This window comes from Methanosarcina sp. WH1, from assembly GCF_000970005.1.
Classification (GTDB): Archaea; Halobacteriota; Methanosarcinia; order Methanosarcinales; family Methanosarcinaceae; genus Methanosarcina.
In genome coordinates, this window is the sequence record NZ_CP009504.1 from 2,877,643 (window position 1) to 2,894,029 (window position 16,387).

25 protein-coding genes are annotated in these 16,387 nt (G+C 41.6%); 12 read left to right on the forward strand and 13 right to left on the reverse strand.

The features are described from left to right. Positions 1-124: 124 nt before the first annotated feature. A complete protein-coding gene (locus MSWH1_RS17620) occupies positions 125-664 on the forward strand; it encodes a transcriptional regulator (protein WP_052723178.1) in 540 nt (179 codons plus the stop codon). Between the two features lie 120 nt (positions 665-784). Here MSWH1_RS17620 and MSWH1_RS19255 read toward each other — a convergent pair whose 3' ends face one another. The 5 genes from MSWH1_RS19255 to MSWH1_RS12580 form a co-directional block, all read right to left on the reverse strand. Beyond that, positions 785-970 (reverse strand): hypothetical protein, encoded by a 186-nt coding sequence (locus tag MSWH1_RS19255; protein WP_156148176.1) that lies wholly within the window; start codon positions 968-970, stop codon positions 785-787. A gap of 234 nt (positions 971-1,204) precedes the next feature. Further along, the gene (locus MSWH1_RS12565) at positions 1,205-1,396 is read right to left on the reverse strand and encodes a ferredoxin family protein (protein WP_048129017.1); all 192 of its coding nucleotides are present in this window, start codon (positions 1,394-1,396) and stop codon (positions 1,205-1,207) included. A gap of 86 nt (positions 1,397-1,482) precedes the next feature. Continuing rightward, positions 1,483-1,674: a ferredoxin family protein gene (locus tag MSWH1_RS12570; RefSeq protein WP_048129019.1), complete on the reverse strand. Its 192-nt coding sequence runs from the start codon at positions 1,672-1,674 to the stop codon at positions 1,483-1,485. 87 nt (positions 1,675-1,761) lie between these two features. Beyond that, a complete protein-coding gene (locus MSWH1_RS12575) occupies positions 1,762-2,064 on the reverse strand; it encodes an Hsp20/alpha crystallin family protein (protein ID WP_369798530.1) in 303 nt (100 codons plus the stop codon). Positions 2,065-2,227: 163 nt separating this feature from the next. After that, positions 2,228-2,821: a uracil-DNA glycosylase gene (locus tag MSWH1_RS12580; RefSeq protein ID WP_052722741.1), complete on the reverse strand. Its 594-nt coding sequence runs from the start codon at positions 2,819-2,821 to the stop codon at positions 2,228-2,230. A gap of 352 nt (positions 2,822-3,173) precedes the next feature. Between MSWH1_RS12580 and MSWH1_RS12585 the strand changes: the two genes are divergently transcribed. The 4 genes from MSWH1_RS12585 to MSWH1_RS19705 all read left to right on the forward strand — a co-directional run bounded on the left by MSWH1_RS12585 (position 3,174) and on the right by MSWH1_RS19705 (position 7,194). Further along, positions 3,174-4,424 (forward strand): phosphoglycerate kinase, encoded by a 1,251-nt coding sequence (locus tag MSWH1_RS12585; RefSeq protein WP_048129023.1) that lies wholly within the window; start codon positions 3,174-3,176, stop codon positions 4,422-4,424. A 403-nt stretch (positions 4,425-4,827) separates the two neighbouring features. Next, entirely contained in the window at positions 4,828-5,427 is a 600-nt protein-coding gene (locus MSWH1_RS12590) for a TIGR00296 family protein (protein ID WP_048129026.1), read from the forward strand. A gap of 259 nt (positions 5,428-5,686) precedes the next feature. Further along, complete coding sequence (locus MSWH1_RS12595; RefSeq protein ID WP_048129028.1) at positions 5,687-6,904, forward strand: MFS transporter; 1,218 nt, start codon at positions 5,687-5,689, stop codon at positions 6,902-6,904. A gap of 104 nt (positions 6,905-7,008) precedes the next feature. Continuing rightward, positions 7,009-7,194, forward strand: coding sequence for a hypothetical protein (locus tag MSWH1_RS19705; protein WP_048129030.1), 186 nt, complete (start codon positions 7,009-7,011; stop codon positions 7,192-7,194). Between the two features lie 185 nt (positions 7,195-7,379). Here the strand turns inward: MSWH1_RS19705 and MSWH1_RS12605 are convergent, their stop codons facing one another. After that, on the reverse strand, positions 7,380-7,838 hold the full coding sequence (locus MSWH1_RS12605; RefSeq protein ID WP_048130538.1) for an Hsp20/alpha crystallin family protein: 459 nt from the start codon (positions 7,836-7,838) through the stop codon (positions 7,380-7,382). 154 nt (positions 7,839-7,992) lie between these two features. Here MSWH1_RS12605 and MSWH1_RS20600 point away from each other — a divergent pair, with 154 nt between their 5' ends. The 5 genes from MSWH1_RS20600 (at position 7,993) to MSWH1_RS12625 (ending at position 12,243) form a co-directional block, all read left to right on the forward strand. Continuing rightward, positions 7,993-8,124, forward strand: a complete 132-nt coding sequence (locus MSWH1_RS20600; RefSeq protein WP_255350465.1) for a hypothetical protein — start codon at positions 7,993-7,995, stop codon at positions 8,122-8,124. Between the two features lie 478 nt (positions 8,125-8,602). Beyond that, complete coding sequence (locus MSWH1_RS12610; protein ID WP_048129032.1) at positions 8,603-9,094, forward strand: GbsR/MarR family transcriptional regulator; 492 nt, start codon at positions 8,603-8,605, stop codon at positions 9,092-9,094. Then, entirely contained in the window at positions 9,091-10,329 is a 1,239-nt protein-coding gene (locus MSWH1_RS12615; RefSeq protein WP_231585461.1) for a COG1361 S-layer family protein, read from the forward strand. Before MSWH1_RS12610 ends, MSWH1_RS12615 begins: the two co-directional genes overlap by 4 nt. A 15-nt stretch (positions 10,330-10,344) precedes the next feature. Then, positions 10,345-11,553: an ABC transporter permease gene (locus tag MSWH1_RS12620; RefSeq protein WP_048129034.1), complete on the forward strand. Its 1,209-nt coding sequence runs from the start codon at positions 10,345-10,347 to the stop codon at positions 11,551-11,553. Positions 11,554-11,556: 3 nt separating this feature from the next. Next, positions 11,557-12,243 (forward strand): ABC transporter ATP-binding protein, encoded by a 687-nt coding sequence (locus MSWH1_RS12625; protein ID WP_048129036.1) that lies wholly within the window; start codon positions 11,557-11,559, stop codon positions 12,241-12,243. Between the two features lie 215 nt (positions 12,244-12,458). Here MSWH1_RS12625 and MSWH1_RS20920 read toward each other — a convergent pair whose 3' ends face one another. From MSWH1_RS20920 to MSWH1_RS12635, 7 genes are all read right to left on the reverse strand, one after another. Next, positions 12,459-12,536, reverse strand: a complete 78-nt coding sequence (locus MSWH1_RS20920) for a hypothetical protein (protein WP_082088251.1) — start codon at positions 12,534-12,536, stop codon at positions 12,459-12,461. Between the two features lie 23 nt (positions 12,537-12,559). Continuing rightward, the gene (locus tag MSWH1_RS20605; RefSeq protein WP_082088142.1) at positions 12,560-12,664 is read right to left on the reverse strand and encodes a type I restriction enzyme endonuclease domain-containing protein; all 105 of its coding nucleotides are present in this window, start codon (positions 12,662-12,664) and stop codon (positions 12,560-12,562) included. A gap of 5 nt (positions 12,665-12,669) precedes the next feature. Continuing rightward, the gene (locus MSWH1_RS19710) at positions 12,670-12,840 is read right to left on the reverse strand and encodes a hypothetical protein (protein ID WP_197074636.1); all 171 of its coding nucleotides are present in this window, start codon (positions 12,838-12,840) and stop codon (positions 12,670-12,672) included. Between the two features lie 72 nt (positions 12,841-12,912). Continuing rightward, on the reverse strand, positions 12,913-13,068 hold the full coding sequence (locus MSWH1_RS19275) for a hypothetical protein (RefSeq protein WP_197074594.1): 156 nt from the start codon (positions 13,066-13,068) through the stop codon (positions 12,913-12,915). Between the two features lie 40 nt (positions 13,069-13,108). Further along, positions 13,109-13,564, reverse strand: a complete 456-nt coding sequence (locus MSWH1_RS12630; protein WP_048129038.1) for an N-acetyltransferase — start codon at positions 13,562-13,564, stop codon at positions 13,109-13,111. Positions 13,565-13,818: 254 nt separating this feature from the next. Continuing rightward, a complete protein-coding gene (locus MSWH1_RS19280; RefSeq protein ID WP_156148181.1) occupies positions 13,819-13,986 on the reverse strand; it encodes a hypothetical protein in 168 nt (55 codons plus the stop codon). A 382-nt stretch (positions 13,987-14,368) separates the two neighbouring features. Then, entirely contained in the window at positions 14,369-14,791 is a 423-nt protein-coding gene (locus tag MSWH1_RS12635) for a nucleoside 2-deoxyribosyltransferase (RefSeq protein WP_048130542.1), read from the reverse strand. Between the two features lie 222 nt (positions 14,792-15,013). On the opposite strand from MSWH1_RS12635, the gene MSWH1_RS12640 reads away from it, so the two are divergent. Both MSWH1_RS12640 and argC read left to right on the forward strand, forming a co-directional pair. Beyond that, complete coding sequence (locus tag MSWH1_RS12640) at positions 15,014-15,226, forward strand: hypothetical protein (protein WP_052722742.1); 213 nt, start codon at positions 15,014-15,016, stop codon at positions 15,224-15,226. Between the two features lie 113 nt (positions 15,227-15,339). After that, entirely contained in the window at positions 15,340-16,350 is a 1,011-nt protein-coding gene (argC, locus tag MSWH1_RS12645) for an N-acetyl-gamma-glutamyl-phosphate reductase (protein WP_048129040.1), read from the forward strand. Positions 16,351-16,387 lie beyond the last annotated feature (37 nt).

Genomic DNA, 16,387 nt, shown 5'->3' on the forward strand with positions numbered 1-16,387 from the left:
GCTTGAAGCTCCAGAATAAGAAGGAAAATAAGAGAATGAATAAGAATAAGGAGATTGTAATGTTTTTGAGTTCTTTGGTTTTTGAGTTATTTATTTTCAGGAACTGAAAAAGAGGTTGAGAGGTTTGGAGAGAATTGAAGATTTAGTCCCAGTGCCTGTCCTGTCGCTGCCGGATGAGGTGTCTCTGCTTGCAAGGACTCTTTCAAGAACCCTTCCTATGCAAATCCTTAAACAGCTTCAGAAAAAACAGATGTCTGCAAGCGAACTTGCATCAGAGCTTGGGATCCGCCTGAATACACTGACATACAATCTTGAAGTGCTGGAAAAGGTTGGCCTGATAAAGGTCAGGCAGGTGAAATGGAGCTGTAAAGGCCGCGAAGTTAAAATCTATGCCCCTGAGGAACAGCCGATTTTGCTGGTTCCCCGGGCAAACAGAGATAGCGACCCTTTTGTCCTGGATAGTCTGGAAAAAACTCTGGAAAACTGCCGGGCAAATCTTTTCGGGCAGGCACTTAACCTTCCTGAGCAGAATCAATCGAACGGCTCAGAAAAAAATGATGAGCGCGTATCCTCCGACAAAAAGCATAATGATTCGGGAGCTCTCCCGGCCCATACCCGCTATGCTGTACTTTTTCCTGTTAAGGAGACCCATGACCAGAATTGAAACTATCCTGGAAAAAATAACTCCGGTAAAATAAAGGAATATTCGGTATCCTGAAAATAAGCTGAAACTACGGTAAAAGATCCTTTTTTTATATTCACATAAAAGATCCCTTTTTTATATTCACATGTGACAGGCAGAAAGCCCTATTGCTTTAGCACGGGGAGGAATGCCGTCAACTTCCCGGCATTCTGTTCCACGTTTGGATTTCTCCACTCTGCTTTGGAAATGAATTTCCGTAGCAAGTAACACGGTTTTGAAAAACCGTCGCCCCTTGTTAATGTTGGATATGCTTGTCAGGTGTAGCACACCGCCCTACCTCTCAGGACTTTTAATGCTACACCATAGAGCTACAAATTGAAGAAGCATTCGTGGGTATCATAACATTTCCAACGTAGTCAATTAAGACTTAGGCTGGTCAACCAGGGCTTTTGCAAGCCTCACTGCTTTAGTGTGGGGTAGTTGACTGTCTCCAAGCTCTGTTTTTATTTTCAATCTACCAGTTTAATCTACCAGTTTAATCTACCAGTTTAATCTACCAGTTTAATCTACCATTTCTATGGCGTCCGTCGGGCAGGCATCGATGCATTGCTCACATTCGGTGCATTCGTCCGGGCGGGCTACAATTGCCCTTTTTCCATCTTTGGTTTCTTCTTTGTCGTACACGTCTGCGGGGCAGACATCGTAGCATTCAAGCGAACCCACGCATTTGTCGTAATCTATTTTGGGATGCATTCTTTCACCTCTTTTTATAATATTTCTTCCGGAACCTTCCGAATCATACTTTCTATCCGGAACCTTCTGTCTGAAATCTTCCTGATTCAGTCTACAAGTTCTATTGCGTCTTCAGGACAGGCGTCTACGCACTGATCACATTCGATGCAGTCATCCGGGCGGGCTACTACTGCCTTTTTTCCCGCCTCCATCTCTTTTACATCAAAAACATCCCCTGGGCAAACCTCATAGCAGGCGAGAGCCCCGGTACACTTGTGATAATCGATTACAGGATGCATATTTCCTCCATTTATCAAGTTTTCATAAATCCTCAGCAGGAAATCCGTTAAATCTTCAGATTCAGCGGGTAGTTGACTACAGGGTTTTCACTGGATTTCAACATTTACGGTCTCTGTACTTTCCCTGTAAGGCACTTTCACATAGAGTTTTCCATCAACGTATCTTGCGACAGCTTTCTCAGGGACAACCCCGCAGCAGAACGTATAAGTCCCAACATACTCAACCCCGGTTTCTTCCCTTTTCGCTCTTACAAAAAAGCCGTTCTCGACCATTTTTAATTCGATATTCTCTTTCTTTACCCCAAACATTTCGATTTCAATGTCCAGATTTCCCTTCTCGTCTGAACATGAAAATACATCAGGTGACATTTTCACCATTGATATATTCATACCCCCAAACTGATATAAAACAAATCCAAATCATAATATCTGGATCGCTTTATTTATATTTTATGAATACTAGCTGCCTTTTACAGCTTCCTGCTGCTTTCTCCTTCCAAATCTCTCTTCTGCCCGGTTTTATTGCTTTTTATTTTATAGGATTTTTCATTTTTTACTGCCACAGTTCCCTGTTTTTATCTATAAAAGCCCGCTGGACTTCTATTTTCGAAGCCGTGTAAATCAGCGCTGCGGGGTGGTAGAGTTTCAGGACCGTTTTTCCCTTGTGTTCTACTGGGACTCCCCATTCCAGTTTTCTTTCGGGGCAGTAGGACTTTTCGGCTGTGTTGCCGAGGAGAATTATGATTTTAGGGGCAAGCAGGGTGATCTGGGCAACAAGGAAAGGTTTGCAGCATTCTATTTCACTTGCCTTTGGTCTTCTGTTTTCCGGAGGGCGGCATTTGACGGTGTTTGTTACGAACCAATCCTCATCTGAGAGCCCCATATACTCAACCATTTTGTCCAGCTGTTTTCCTGCCCTTCCGTAGAAGGGAATCCCTGTTTCGTTTTCAGTCTTTCCCGGAGCTTCTCCTATGAAGAATACCTTTGGGTTGCAGGAACCTTTTCCTATTACTCTTCGGATTGCACTTTTATGAAGAGAGCACCTTGTACAGGCTATTGTCTCCCTTGCGACAGTCTCATACCCGGCTTCCACCAGTTTTAGAATCCTCTCTTCTAAATTTCCACAGTCTTCTTCCTCTGCTGCCATAGCTTTTATCTCCTTTATTTTTCCCTGTTCTCCTGAGAGTACAGCTTTTTCCTAAAACCGGTACTTAATAAATATCTTTTTTCTTCCAGCGTTAGCTGGCTTTTCCTCTGGTATTAATTATTTTCTTCTCTTGCATTAACTGTCTTTTTTTCTTGTTTTCCATATAAAAATAATGATCCATCTTTTTATACATATTTTTTGAGCCCCATCTTTTAAGGCGTGAAAGGGAACAAACTTATTTATGGAAAAAATTCCATGACAAAGATAACCAATACTGAATGAATAAAATTCTCTATAGTTCTATATTTCATGTTTTATTCTCTGATCTATATAAAATTGTATTTACAAAGGTGTGCTGAGGGTAATGACTTCCAGAAACTTTCTTACGATCGATGATTTTGACATACGCGGAAAGACGATTCTTTTAAGGGTCGATATGAACTCTCCCATGGACACCCAGGGCCACATTCTGGATGATATGAGGATCAGAAGCCATATTGCGACCTTGAAGGACCTGGAGGGCGCAAAAGTCGTCCTGCTTGCTCACCAGAGCAGGCCCGGGAAAAAAGATTTCACTACAATGAAACCTCACGCTCACCTGCTGTCCAAATATCTGGGCAGGCAAGTTACTTATGTGGATGATATTTTCGGGACATTTGCAAAAACCCAGATTGCCTCTATGGAAGATGGGGATGTTATCATGCTCGAAAATGTCCGGTTTTATTCGGAAGAAAGCCTTGAAAGAACGTCAACAGAACAGGCAAATACCTATATGGTTAAAAAACTGTCACCTTTTATCGATATTTTCCTGAACGATGCATTTGCGGTATCCCACAGGTCTCATCTTTCGGTTGTCGGATTTACCGAAATCCTCCCATCGGGAGCTGGAAGAGTAATGGAAAAAGAACTTATCTCTCTGGACAGAGGGGTAAAAGGAGGAGAAAGGCCAAGCATTTTCGTGTTAGGTGGGGCAAAGGTGGACGACTCCCTTAGAGTGACTGAAAATGTTCTCATAAATGGAGGGGCTGACAGGGTGCTTCTTACCGGAGTGGTTGCAAATGTTGCTCTTGCGGCTTCGGGAGTAAACATCGGAAAAGCCAATATGGATTTCATCAAATCTCAGGGTTACGAAAACCAGATTGAAAAGGCAAGAGACTTGCTTGCGAAGTTCAAAGACAAAATCGGCCTTCCGAAAGACGTAGCCTTAAACGACAACAAGGGACGTGTTGAGGTCCATATCTCCGAGCTTAACTCCGATTCTCTGCCCATTAACGACATCGGACTCGAAACTATTGTGGACTATACAAATGAAATCCAAAACTCCAAAACAGTTGTTTTAAACGGCCCTGCGGGAGTTTCCGAGATTGACGATTTCGCCCTTGGGACTCATGAAATTATAAAAGCTGCCATTAAATCCGATTTCTCAATCATTGGCGGTGGGCATATCTCAGTTGAGGTTGCACATCTCGGCCTTGAACACCGCTTCTCGCATATCAGCACGGGTGGAGGAGCCTGTATTGATTACCTTGCAGGAGAAAAGCTGCCCGGAGTTGAGTCTCTGAAGGCAGCCTGCAAAAAATATCAGGAAGCTAAAAAGCTTTAAGGTTTTGTTTCCTGCGAGTTCCGGCGGTAAGAATGGATTTCGGTCTGGCATTTTCTGCCGGAATTTTCTGCCGGAATTTTCTGCCGGAATTTTCTGCCGGAATTTTCTGCCGGAATTTTCTGCCAGAATTTTCTGATTTTGCTTTTCATTAATTATTTTTCATTCTTTTTTCAATTTTTTTTCAATCCTTTTTTTATTCTCTTTCCTTTTTCAGGACTTCAAGCAATTCCAGAAACTTACTTTAACCACCTCCAATAAACATACTGTAGCTCCAATAAACATACTGTTATACCAGCTCACAGACATACCTTCATGCTAACCGGTGGCTGACAATACTGGCTGGTATTTAGAGCTTAAACTCATGATTAACGGGTAAATGCAGTTTACAGGTGTTGGTTCAAGCATGCTTACAGAAACAGAAGGCAGAGCTGCAGTCAAGCTTGCAAGAAAAACCATTGAAATGTTTTTATCGGAGGGAAGGCTTCCAGAGCCTCAGGAGTTAGGCATTGATCTTTCTCCGGTCTTTGGGGAGAATAGGGGCGTTTTTGTCACACTGACGGAAAATGGGCTTTTAAGGGGCTGCATAGGCCATCCTTATCCTGATTCAACCCTCAAGGAGGCAATTCTGGACTCCGCAGTCTCTGCGGCAACTCGGGACCCGCGCTTTCCCCAGGTCGAAGAAAAAGAACTCGACAGTATAGTCGTTGAGGTTACGATACTGACTCAACCTGAAAAGATCAATGCACCTCCAAAGGACCTTCCGGATAAGGTGATCATCGGAAAGCACGGGCTCATCGTGAAACAGGGCTACTACCAGGGGCTGCTGCTTCCTCAGGTCGCTCCTGAGAACAATATGGATGCTATTGACTTCCTGAACCATACCTGCATGAAAGCCGGTCTTCCTCCGGATGCCTGGGTTAATGGAGCAGAAATCTATCGTTTTGAGGGGCAGATCTTCAAGGAAAAGGAGCCTGGAGGCGAAGTCATAGAGGAGAAGTTTTGAGGCGTCTGAACGTCTCATTATTTTTGACCATATTTTTTAGCTTCTTTTTGAGCCCCATAAAACGTTCACCTTTATTAATTGTTCATTTTCATATTTTCTTTTTAATGTTAGAGCAGAATGATTTCAACATTGTTTTATAGTGTAAGATATTTGTTCTTTTTTGGATAACACTCACTTTTAAGTTGAGTTGAGTTGAGTTGAGCGAAGAAACGTCAATTACCCCTGCGCTAAAGACTCAGGGGTTTCCTGCTGAGGATTTATGAATACCTGTAACCTGCAGAAAAATTCTTTTCCGGGATTTACCGGCAATATTAATCCTGAGCTCTATGTTCTCTCTCTGTCCAGGTTCTGTGAAGATCTGGGTTCGGGGATGCTGGTTGCCCTGATTCCTTTATATATCTCTGATCTTGGGGCATCCTTTTTTTCCGGGCTTCCCCTTGTTGCCAGAGCAGGGCTTGTAATGACGGTTTTCGGGCTTTTCAGTGCCCTTACGCAGCCTCTTATGGGCAGGCTTTCGGACAGGCTTAACTGCAGGAGACCTTTCATCCTCCTGGGGTTGATAGGGTATACCTTCTTTTCTTTCCTTTATTCGCAGGTAACAAGCTATGAGCAACTGCTCTTTATTAGGCTGCTGCAGGGGATTACCGTGGGGGCAACCATACCTGCGGTCATCGCAATGGTTACGCATATCTCGACCTCTGAGACCAGGGGAAAAGCCGTGGGGGTCTATACGACTATTAGAGGGGTCGGCTTCGGGCTCGGGCCTGTTGTCGGGGGAGCAATAGCCAGATACTGGGGCTTTGATGCCGGGTTTTATTTCTGCGCCTTGCTCGGAGTGGTAAGCATGGGGCTTGTGACCTTTTTCGTAAAAGAAACCAGGGGCTCTCATGAGCCAGTTTCCGAAAAAAGAAGCGACAAAAAAAGCCATGCTTCAGTTTATTCCCTCGCAGGCGCCATGCTGATGATGATGGTCGGGATAATGATGGTAGTTGCCCTTATCCCGGAATACGAGATAAGGCTTGAAGCATCCGAGCTTTCCCTGGGAGTTGCGGTCTCAGCCTACATTTTCGCAAGGCTTCTTTTCCAGGCTCCTCTCGGCAGCCTTTCGGACCGGATAGGCAGGAAGAAACTGATCGTTGGCGGCCTTTTCCTTAGCGTCCCGCTGGTTGTCGGGATGGGCTATATCACAAGCATAAGCCAGCTCATCCTTTTCAGGGCTTTTCAGGGGCTCCTTGTAGCCTCAATTGACACGCCTGCAATGGCACTTGCAGCCGATCTTTCGGAGGGCTCTTCCTTAAGCTCAAGGCTTAGCATCATAACAACTGCACAGGCAGCAGGAATGGCTTTTGGCCCTATCTTCGGAGGCTTCCTTGCAGGATATGTTACTTTTGTAACGCCCTTTTATGCCTGCGCTCTGCTGATGCTTCTGGCAGGCTTTGTGGTAATCAAAAAAGTAGAAGAACCAGAGAAAAGTTAATGAAAAAAAAGTGGAGGTAAAATAGGCGAATGGTTTTTTTCTGGCAGAGGGGGTTTTCAGTGGATTTTACTCTTGCTTGATTTTATGATTCGCAGTTTAGTGGAATGGATTTGAATGCAGTTTTGGATTTGAATGCAGTTCTGGATTTGAATGCAGTTCTGGATTTGAATGCAGTTCTGGATTTGAATGCAGTTCTGGATTTGAATGCAGTTCTGGATTTGAATGCAGTTCTGGATTTGAATGCAGTTCTGGATTTGAATGCAATTCTTGATTTGAATTTAATGAATTGACCAGGAAGGTTTGCCTGCAGGCTTGATAACCTGCAGGTCCTGTCAGCAAATCTGGTTTTTGCGGTTTTATAGGCTCTACTGGTGTAGGTTTTATCGGTTTTTTTGGTTTTATTGTTTTCATAATTTTGTGGTGATTTAGGCGGCAGTTCTCTTATCGATGAATCTCGCTATGGTAGCATCTCCGATCACTCGATAAGGATCTTTTTTCCGGTCAATTCCTTTGTTTTTGGCATGGTAACGGTTAAGACACCGTTTTTGAGCTGAGCAGTTGCCCCTTCCTCTGTTATGCCTTCAGGAAGAGGGATTTCACGGTAGTAACGCATGAAAGACCTCTCTTTTCTGAGATAGCCTTCCTTTTCTGTCTCCTCCTCTTTTCCTTTCGCTGCACTGATTGCAAGGAAGTTGTCCCTCAGGCTCAGTTCGATATTTTCTTTATCAATACCCGGTAGGTCAGTTGTAACAATTACCCTGTTATCTTCTTCCACCACATCGGTCAGCGGGGATAAAGTTCCGCTTTCGAACCCGGTGTCCAGTGCAGGAAATGCCCTTGACATCTGTTCCATATATTCCTGCATTCTTCTTATCTCATCAAACGGGTCCCAGTTGTACACGTCACGGAATGGTCTCTTTATTGGCAGTTTCATGTGCAAATTCCTCCTTATTTGACTCCAGGATTTTTCCAATTCCAGTTTGACTGTTCTCTTTTCGAATTTTCCTGGTTTTGTGTCATTTTTTATTTTATATTTTATTGCGGTTGGTTGATGATCCCCAACCTGATCTGTAAGTGGTTCTGGAGGTGTGGAACAGTTCCTTTTCGTTCTCCACAGGAGGCCGCCTGAAAGACGTGGAAACCCTGCCAGGGGTGGAAAGTTGAGAGTGGAGATTTTTGTTTTGTTTGCTCTTTCCATGTCTTACAGGCAGCATAGATGAGGGTTCCAGGCTCTCATCTCTTTCTCTTGGTGGGAGAAATCCGTTTTTAAAGGTGATACAGGTTCACCTCCAGTCTGCTCACAGGTCTGTTGGTCTGGCAACTGAAGTCCAACCTTACAGTTAGTATGTTGTGGTTACTGTATGGTTGTTATTGTCCTTCAGTTACTACCCTCTAGTTAGTACTTATTATATTTATAGTTTTCGTTTGTTTGGGCTTTGCCTGTAAAATAGCTCAAAAACAGCTATTTGTCGGGTATGTGAGGTATTTTCGGGTAAATGACTCAATTTTTGGGAAAATATCCAATTTTCAGATTAGGGCGCGAGTTTTCAGAAAAACGATATCAGGAAAGGTAATATTGACTTTCCGGTCAAAAGCACTTTTTGGTCACAGCCTTAATAATCGAAGCACATATTTACTATTTCTTTAATATACAGTAATTACTAGAAATATTATTAATTCTGTAAATAAGGCGTTGAAATGGAGACTGCAAAAAAAGAATTTGAGAATCTTGTGTATCAAGGGATGAAATCCTACGGACTTGATGAACTTTCCTCTAAATTGCTTGCAATACTTCATTCTGAACCAGATCCACTAACTTTAGAAGAGCTTTCTACAATTTCTGGGTATAGCTTTTCTGCAGTTAGTGCGGCAATGAAATTGCTTACTGGAATTACTCTTGTAGAAAAAACGAAGAAAGCCGGTTCAAAAAAATTATACTTCTCAGTTCAAAGAGATATTCTGGCAATGACCATTAAGGCAGTAAAATCCAAAAATGAACTCATGGTCAGCCCTACGATTAAAGAGCTTCCAGCAATAATCGAAAGATGTAAAAATAGTGACTCAGAGGACTCTGAAGAACTGCTCAAAATAATCGAAGATTATTATCAGCAAATGATTGCATTGGATTTAATTTTTAAAAATCTTGTTGAATTTACGGAAAAAATTCAAAACGAGGTGATTAAAAAATGAGCCTGAAAATGAGCCAGAATACAAAGTTAAGATATTTGGTTCTTTTGGTTTTTTCAATTGTCTTATCAGGAATTTCTACTGCTGAAGCAGAAATTTCCAGTTATGCATGCGTAAACGCAGAGGTTCAGGAAATAAGTCCCAGTTCAATAGGTATCGATGAAGAATTCACCCTGGGAATTAATCTGGAGAGCTGTGGCACTAAAACTCCTGAAGATATTACTTTTGAGATAATCAGCATCCCCTCAGATATAATAGTTACAGAAAATTTAGTTACTAAAGTTTCAAAATTAACTTATAGTACAAGTGAAAGGTACCTGATATATCACATGAGAACAACTCCTGATGCCAAACCTGGTCCTCATCTGATTAAAATGAAATTAACATATGCAAATAAGCCCGTTGACACCGAAAAATATTATGAAGTTGAAATAAGGGTGATAGGCGAAGATGCAGAACCAAGAATCTCTTCTGTCAAAACCAATCCTGAATATATCTATGAGGGAGATACGGTTGACTTAAGGTTAGGCATAGAAAACTTCGGTGAAGCAATAGCAAAATCCGTATCAATTAGCCTGGATCACGATTTTAAAGGAATTAAAACTTCTACAATTGGAACTCTTGGCTTAAATGAAAGTCAAACTGCATTATTCAAATTTAAGGCAAACAGTTCAGGGGAGTTTAAAATCCCTGTCATTATAGAGTATGAAGATGATTTTGGCAAGCAACAAGATGAATATGAGATTGGAATAACTGTGCTTGACAAAAAAGGAAGTTTAAATCTTGCATCTGTAAAGGTTGACCCTGTTCTTCCTTACACGGGTGATACTGTAGAATTGACTATGAGAATCGAAAATTCCGGTGACAGAACAATAAATTCAATAAGAGTCTATGCTGACCATCCATTCAAAGGCTTAAAAGAATCCTTTATAGGAACTCTTGATCCAAATGAGGATGGCCCTGCAGTAATTACTTTTATAGTTGATCAAGCAGGAGAATACGAAATTCCTGTAACCATAACGTATAGTGATGATTTTGGGGAAGAACAAATTGAGAAGAAAATCAATCTTATAGTCCTCGAAAGTAGTAGTGGAGTAGGAACAGCTGCAATTGTATTGCTTATCCTGGCAGTTATTGGAGGACTAATTTACATTAATTATAGAACAAAAAAATCAAAAGATGAGATAATTAAGCAGTTGATGGAAGGCAGCGGTAATTCTGCTAACAACAAAAAATAATGAGAGGTCTCCAGCATGATCAATGATATCAGAGTAGGAGCCCTCATTGCATACTTCAGTGTAAAAAGAGGAAACAAAAAAACATTAATGTTCATAGTTTTTGTTCTCTCACTCATTTTTATGAACCTGGTATTCCTCCCATCAATGATTGGAGGAATGACCGTTCTATTTACTGGAATGATGCAGGACTACCCTTACGGGGATATTGTCATTGAACCGTCAGGTGACAACACATACATTAACAATGCTGATAGCGTCTTGCAAAAAATCAGAGCTGTCGAAGGCGTGAGAGCTGCAACAAAACGACTGGACGCTGGAGCATCTATTGAACATAAGCAAAAAGTGGTAGGGGTAACTATTACAGGTTTGCTTCCCACAGAAGAGTCTGACGTTTCACAATACCCATATATTATCAGTGAAGGAGATTTTTTAGGAGAGCTTTCCCGGGATGAGATTATCATCGGTGCTATGATTGCAGGTACAGGTTTTGGATCCGAAATATATGATAATCTGGGTGAGGTAAGACCAGGATCGCTTGTTGACGTAACATACAGCAATGGTGTAAAGAGGACCTACAAAGTCAAAGGCATCATGGAAGGCTCATTTGAACTTGTTGATCTTAATGCGTTAGTTAACTACAAAGAAATCGAAGACGTTTATGGTTTAGAAGAGAGTAAAGCTACCAGTGTAGTCGTAAGGGTTGACAAGCAAGGGAGTGAAGATCAGGTAAAGGATAAAATCAGAGAAGCCGGGGTGAATGAGCAAATCTTTACATGGGCTGATAAGTCAGAAACTCTCATAAAGCAAGCAATGCAAAGCATGGGTGCTATAGATACCATGTCAAAGTTTGTGAGTTTGATCGTAGGTGCAGCACTGGTTCTCATCATTATCTATATCAATGTACTTAATAGAAAAAAAGAGATAGGTATTTTAAAAGCAGTAGGTATTACTCCAAGATCAATAGTATTGTCCTATGCATTCCTTAGCACGTTCTATGTTTCCTTGGGAATATTCGCAGGATTGATACTATACTTTTCACTTATGTTTTACTTCCAGATGAATCCAGTGGTATTCTACGAGACTATGGAAATAAGACCCAAGATTGATTATATGCTGCTTATCGAAAGCATAGTTACCATGCTTACACTATCAGTGATAGCCGGGATACTCCCTGCCTGGAGTGTATCAAAAGAGAGTATACTCAAAGCCATATGGAGTCGATAACAAATGATCCTGGTTAAGAACCTTAAAAGGTATTATGGGACAGGGGAAACTACTGTCAAGGCTCTCAAGGGAGTTTCGTTTGAAATAAAGAAAGGGGAATTTGTAGCGATAATGGGTGCATCCGGAAGCGGAAAAACAACTCTGTTAAGGATATTGGCATTATTGGACGATGCAACGGAAGGGGAATATACCATTCGGGGATTACAGGTTTCTAGTTTGCCTGAAGCAGAAAGAAGTTATTATAGGTTAACGCAAGTCGGTTATGTCTTTCAGGATTATGCACTCATTAATGAAATGAGTGCTGCAGAAAATGTTTATATCCTTTCCATGATGGAAGGAAAATCCAGAAAGGAATCTTATGAGATTGCTCTTGAAGCATTAGATAAGGTTGGCCTGAAAGGAAAACATAGCAAGATTCCTGATGAATTATCCGGTGGAGAAAAGCAGAGAGTGGCAATCGCAAGAGCCATAGCAAAAAAGCCTGATATATTGTTTGCTGACGAACCTTGTGCAAATCTGGATACAAACAACTCAAAACAAGTACTGGATGTGTTTAAAGAACTGAATGAAAAATATGGCCAGACAATTGTGATGGTAACACATGAACTGTGGCATACTGATTATGTTGACAGAGTAATTACCTTTGAAGATGGTAATTTAGTTAGCGATGAGATAAAACGAAATAGGTAAAGAATAAGGGATTTCACAAATTTTTCAGTAGAACTTAAAGGTCTATTTGATGTCATTGAATCTATTTCAACACTTCATTTTCATTTTTAAGGTATTGCCTTGATTTTCTGGTTTCACGGGGCAATCAACTAAATAAATTCACACTGTAAAAGAGATGACTTGGAATCAAAGTCTGCACTGAAGAAACTAAGTTTATGCAAAAATAGTTAAATAATTTATGCTGCCGAAACACCCACATCTCTACAGATCATTTCAGCCTGCTTGAGGATATTTTCAGTAGCGAGTTTCTGCATGTCAGGGGGGTAGCCGTACTTTTTTAGCAGCTTTTTTCACTGATCTTCATCTTTGCCTGGATGTTTTTTCGGAGGGTCCAGTCAACACCTGCGTTTTGCCTGATGATTTTTACAAGTTCTGCAGCCATGAGCTTTAATGTCTCATCGCCCAGGACATCCACAGTTCTGCAGCTATGAGCTTTAATGTCTCATCGCCCAGGACATCCACAGCGCTTTCATAAACCTTCAGCAGGAAACCCCTGAGTTTTAGGGTCAGGGGTAGTTGACTGTCTACAAATGCATCGTAAAATACGAGCTCCGACACGTTAAAGACAGCTATTGCAGCTCCCCTGTTTTTGAGTTCTCCAAATCTCTTTTCCGACGCTTGGTCTTTAGCTTAGGGGTAGTTCACGTATGCCTGTTTATCTTCCATCCATGATCTGTTATCGATAATCTCTAAAACGTAGTCTATTACCAGATGCAACTCATGGTTGGTTACTGGTTTTTCTTCAAGGAGTTCTATCAGGTTGTTGACATTTTTTTCTTCACGCATCAAAGTCTTTACGCATCAAAGTCTTTACGCATCAAAGTCTTTACGCATCAAAGTCTTGAAGCCTCAAATTAGAAATTTCCCACCCCATCAAAATCTGTAAGCAGCCCGTATGCTCATCAACCTCTTCCCCGGCTGCTTTAAGTCCGCTCTTTTCATAAAAGAGGATAGCTTTTTTGTTATCCCTGTAGACCTTAAGGGATAGCCTGCCCTTCAGGGCTTTTGCGTGTTCAAGAAGAGCTTTCCCCATTCCTTTTCCCTGTGCATCGGGAGATATAAAGAGGGCACATACCCTCTCTCCAACGAGTGAAATAAAGCCTGCAACTTTTCCTTCCTGTTCAAAAACATAATTCTCGGCAAGAGGGAGGTATTTTTCCTTCATTGCGGATTTATGCGAAGCCCAGAAAGAAGCTGGCACAAAAGGATGGGCAATAACCGACGCGTCGTACCAGATCCTTACCATCTCTTCAAGGTCTGTTTTTCTGTAAGTTCTTATCAATTTATCCGATTCCTATCTTTTTTGGGTTATTTTATTATTCTTAAATTAAAGTTATCTCCTTATTATCCTGGATGGTGGAATCTATTGGACGATGTGTTAATTTTTCGGGTTACAGAATGGTGTTGAAAAAATGTTCGGTACACTATGTAGCAGTTATGCAGAAAAGGTTAAACCGAAAATGGTTCGGCCGGAAAAAAGGGCGTTAAGGAAAATTGTCCGAATCAAAAAGAAAAAATCGGATAATTTCTTATCTTTTAATCTGACTCGATCTGCCTGATCAAGTTGCTTGCATATCTTTCTGATATTTTCACATGCGGGCTACAGGGCACAACCTTTACCAATTTCCCGAATTGAGTCACGTACATTTCGGGCCCATGTGAAGTCTTCACTTTCATAAAAGTGTATCCCATTGAAAAGGTCATATTTTTAACCTCCTATACATACATATGTACCATTTTCCATATAAACATATTTCCAATTAATAATCATGATGTTTTATGGTTGCTGATATTGAATATCTTTTTGAAATTTATCTCATTTGAGAGATAATATATATTCTCTAAAAAAGACTATTAATGAGTTATCTGTAAAAATAAAGGTTATTTTTAAGACTCAGTTCACAGGCATTATCTCTCTATGTTTTTGTGAAATGATTTTCAAAAAAGGTAAAGGGGCTGGTCTCTAATGGTAAACAGGAAAGACAAATCGGTAAATAAACAGGTAAACAAATAAGTCCTCATATCGAAAAAAAAAGAGGAAGACAATATACCTGGGGTGTAAACACATAAACAGGAAAGAAATAAGTTATTGGAACTTTTCCGTTACTTTCAGCAGTTCTTCTTCATCTTTTGCCAGGGAAACGATAGACATTTCCACCATCAGGTTCACGATCCCGTCCGAAAGTTCCCTGAAATCAGTCCTGAGTCCTATAACAGGTTTTCCTTTTGCATAGGCATAACCTATTTCCCAGGCTGTCCCGGAGTCCACGTCCACCCCGTCAAGGATTGCGACAACAAGGTCCGAGGTATCCACACCTTTCACACACTTCCTGAATATACATTCCTGGCTCTGTCTTTCGCGTTCCTGTGCCGCATCTTCTGCGTCTTCCTGGGGCAAAAAAACGGAAAAGCCATTGTTGAGCAGCATATCCTTCAGTTTCCGGTTGTATTCGAGTTCAGCATGTGTGAAGAGAGGGCCTGCAAGGTAAATTATCTTTTTTTTGCTCAAGTTTTTTTTCCTCCTGTTCCTCCGGAAGTCAGCACTCACAAGAATTTTCTTGCATGAAAGAAGGCTGATAAAGGTAAAATAGTTTGCCTTTTTCTATAGTCTTTTCGTATGTGTGCTCTTGATTGAAGCTGATATAGACCTGCCCATTATCGTCTGGAATACTCTTATATATCTAGATATTTATACTGTACTGTCTTAATATTCATTTTATGACTTTCTATTTTGGGAGTAAATGACTCTGCACTGGGTGCCTTCTATGTCGGTGAAAAAGGGGTTCTTGATCTGAATAATAGTGAGCTGCCTAAAATGGAATTGTATCCAAGGGATAGTGTTTCTGTAAAGGTGGTTGATTACGAAGGCGGTGTCCTTGTTGTAATGCGTGAACTTGAGGTCAAAGAGTCAATGGTTATAGGGAATAATCCAGAGCTGGAATAATTTTATGAGCTTACTCTTCTCCCCGGTCAACAGCCCTTAGAGCCTTCTCTCTGGTTTTTTTTGATAACAAGCTTAATTATCTTGTATTGACATTACACTGGCAGTGAATACTTATGATTAAGGCAGGAATTATAGGAGCTTCCGGATATACAGGAGGGGAACTCCTCCGTTTACTGGTAAACCATCCCGATGTCAGTCTTGAGCTGGCAACTTCGCGGGGTCTCGCAGGAAAACCCGTAACAAGTACCCACAGGTACCTCGAAGGTTTTCTGGACTTAAAGTATGAAAATCCGGATCCTGAAGACCTCAGGGAGCGCTGTGATGTTGTTTTTGTGGCAGTGCCTCACGGGACTGCTATGAATTATGTCCCTGAACTGCTTGACGGCAGTACAAAGGTGATCGATCTCAGTGCAGATTACAGGCTTGATATCCCAACATTTGAACAAATTTATGGGATGAAGCACAGCGACCCCAGGAAAGCAGTGTACGGGTTAGTAGAACTTCACCCTGAAGTTGCAAAGGAAGAGTTTGTGGCAAATCCGGGTTGTTTTCCTACCGGAGCAATCCTTGCAGCAGCCCCTCTCGCAGCGGCAGGGTTAATAGATATTGCAGTCTTTGATTCCAAAACAGGGATTTCAGGAGCCGGGGTCTCGCCTTCTGAAACCTCTCACTATCCAAACATAGCAGAAAATATTATCGCATATAAGCTTACAGCCCACAGGCACAGGGCTGAGATTTTCCAGGAATTGACAGGACTGGATGGAAAGCTCAAGAACATCAACTTCACTCCCCATGTGATCCCATCCATCAGGGGGATCTTCACAACTGCTCATTTCTTTACGAAAGAGCCTCTTTCTACTGAATATGTGCAGGAAATTTATGAGGAGTTTTACAGGGGCAAGCCCTTTGTCCGGTTTCCGGGAGTCCCTTCCCTTACCTCGGTCAGGGGATCTAACTTCTGTGACATAGGTTTTGAAGCAGATAAAGAAAATAACAGGGTTGTAGTGCTCTCAGCAATCGATAACCTTGTCAAAGGCGCATCAGGCCAGGCTATCCAGAACATGAACCTTATGTTCGGGCTGGCTGAGACTCGCGGGCTCTGGCTGCCTGCGGCAGCGCCGTAAAGGTAAAACAGGCGAGAACATATAACTGGTAACGGAT

Bases quoted from the DNA above. Each gene is read 5' to 3' on its own strand.
- MSWH1_RS12565 (WP_048129017.1), bottom strand. From the start codon at position 1,396: ATGCATCCCAAAATAGATTACGACAAATGCGTGGGTTCGCTTGAATGC.
- MSWH1_RS12570 (WP_048129019.1), bottom strand. From the start codon at position 1,674: ATGCATCCTGTAATCGATTATCACAAGTGTACCGGGGCTCTCGCCTGC.
- MSWH1_RS12575 (WP_369798530.1), bottom strand. From the start codon at position 2,064: ATGAATATATCAATGGTGAAAATGTCACCTGATGTATTTTCATGTTCA.
- MSWH1_RS12580 (WP_052722741.1), bottom strand. From the start codon at position 2,821: ATGGCAGCAGAGGAAGAAGACTGTGGAAATTTAGAAGAGAGGATTCTA.
- MSWH1_RS12590 (WP_048129026.1), top strand. From the start codon at position 4,828: ATGCTTACAGAAACAGAAGGCAGAGCTGCAGTCAAGCTTGCAAGAAAA.
- MSWH1_RS12595 (WP_048129028.1), top strand. From the start codon at position 5,687: ATGAATACCTGTAACCTGCAGAAAAATTCTTTTCCGGGATTTACCGGC.
- MSWH1_RS19705 (WP_048129030.1), top strand. From the start codon at position 7,009: ATGGATTTGAATGCAGTTTTGGATTTGAATGCAGTTCTGGATTTGAAT.
- MSWH1_RS12605 (WP_048130538.1), bottom strand. From the start codon at position 7,838: ATGAAACTGCCAATAAAGAGACCATTCCGTGACGTGTACAACTGGGAC.
- MSWH1_RS12610 (WP_048129032.1), top strand. From the start codon at position 8,603: ATGGAGACTGCAAAAAAAGAATTTGAGAATCTTGTGTATCAAGGGATG.
- MSWH1_RS12615 (WP_231585461.1), top strand. From the start codon at position 9,091: ATGAGCCTGAAAATGAGCCAGAATACAAAGTTAAGATATTTGGTTCTT.
- MSWH1_RS12620 (WP_048129034.1), top strand. From the start codon at position 10,345: ATGATCAATGATATCAGAGTAGGAGCCCTCATTGCATACTTCAGTGTA.
- MSWH1_RS12625 (WP_048129036.1), top strand. From the start codon at position 11,557: ATGATCCTGGTTAAGAACCTTAAAAGGTATTATGGGACAGGGGAAACT.
- MSWH1_RS20920 (WP_082088251.1), bottom strand. From the start codon at position 12,536: ATGCAGAAACTCGCTACTGAAAATATCCTCAAGCAGGCTGAAATGATC.
- MSWH1_RS20605 (WP_082088142.1), bottom strand. From the start codon at position 12,664: ATGGCTGCAGAACTTGTAAAAATCATCAGGCAAAACGCAGGTGTTGAC.
- MSWH1_RS19275 (WP_197074594.1), bottom strand. From the start codon at position 13,068: ATGCGTGAAGAAAAAAATGTCAACAACCTGATAGAACTCCTTGAAGAA.
- MSWH1_RS19280 (WP_156148181.1), bottom strand. From the start codon at position 13,986: ATGACCTTTTCAATGGGATACACTTTTATGAAAGTGAAGACTTCACAT.
- argC (WP_048129040.1), top strand. From the start codon at position 15,340: ATGATTAAGGCAGGAATTATAGGAGCTTCCGGATATACAGGAGGGGAA.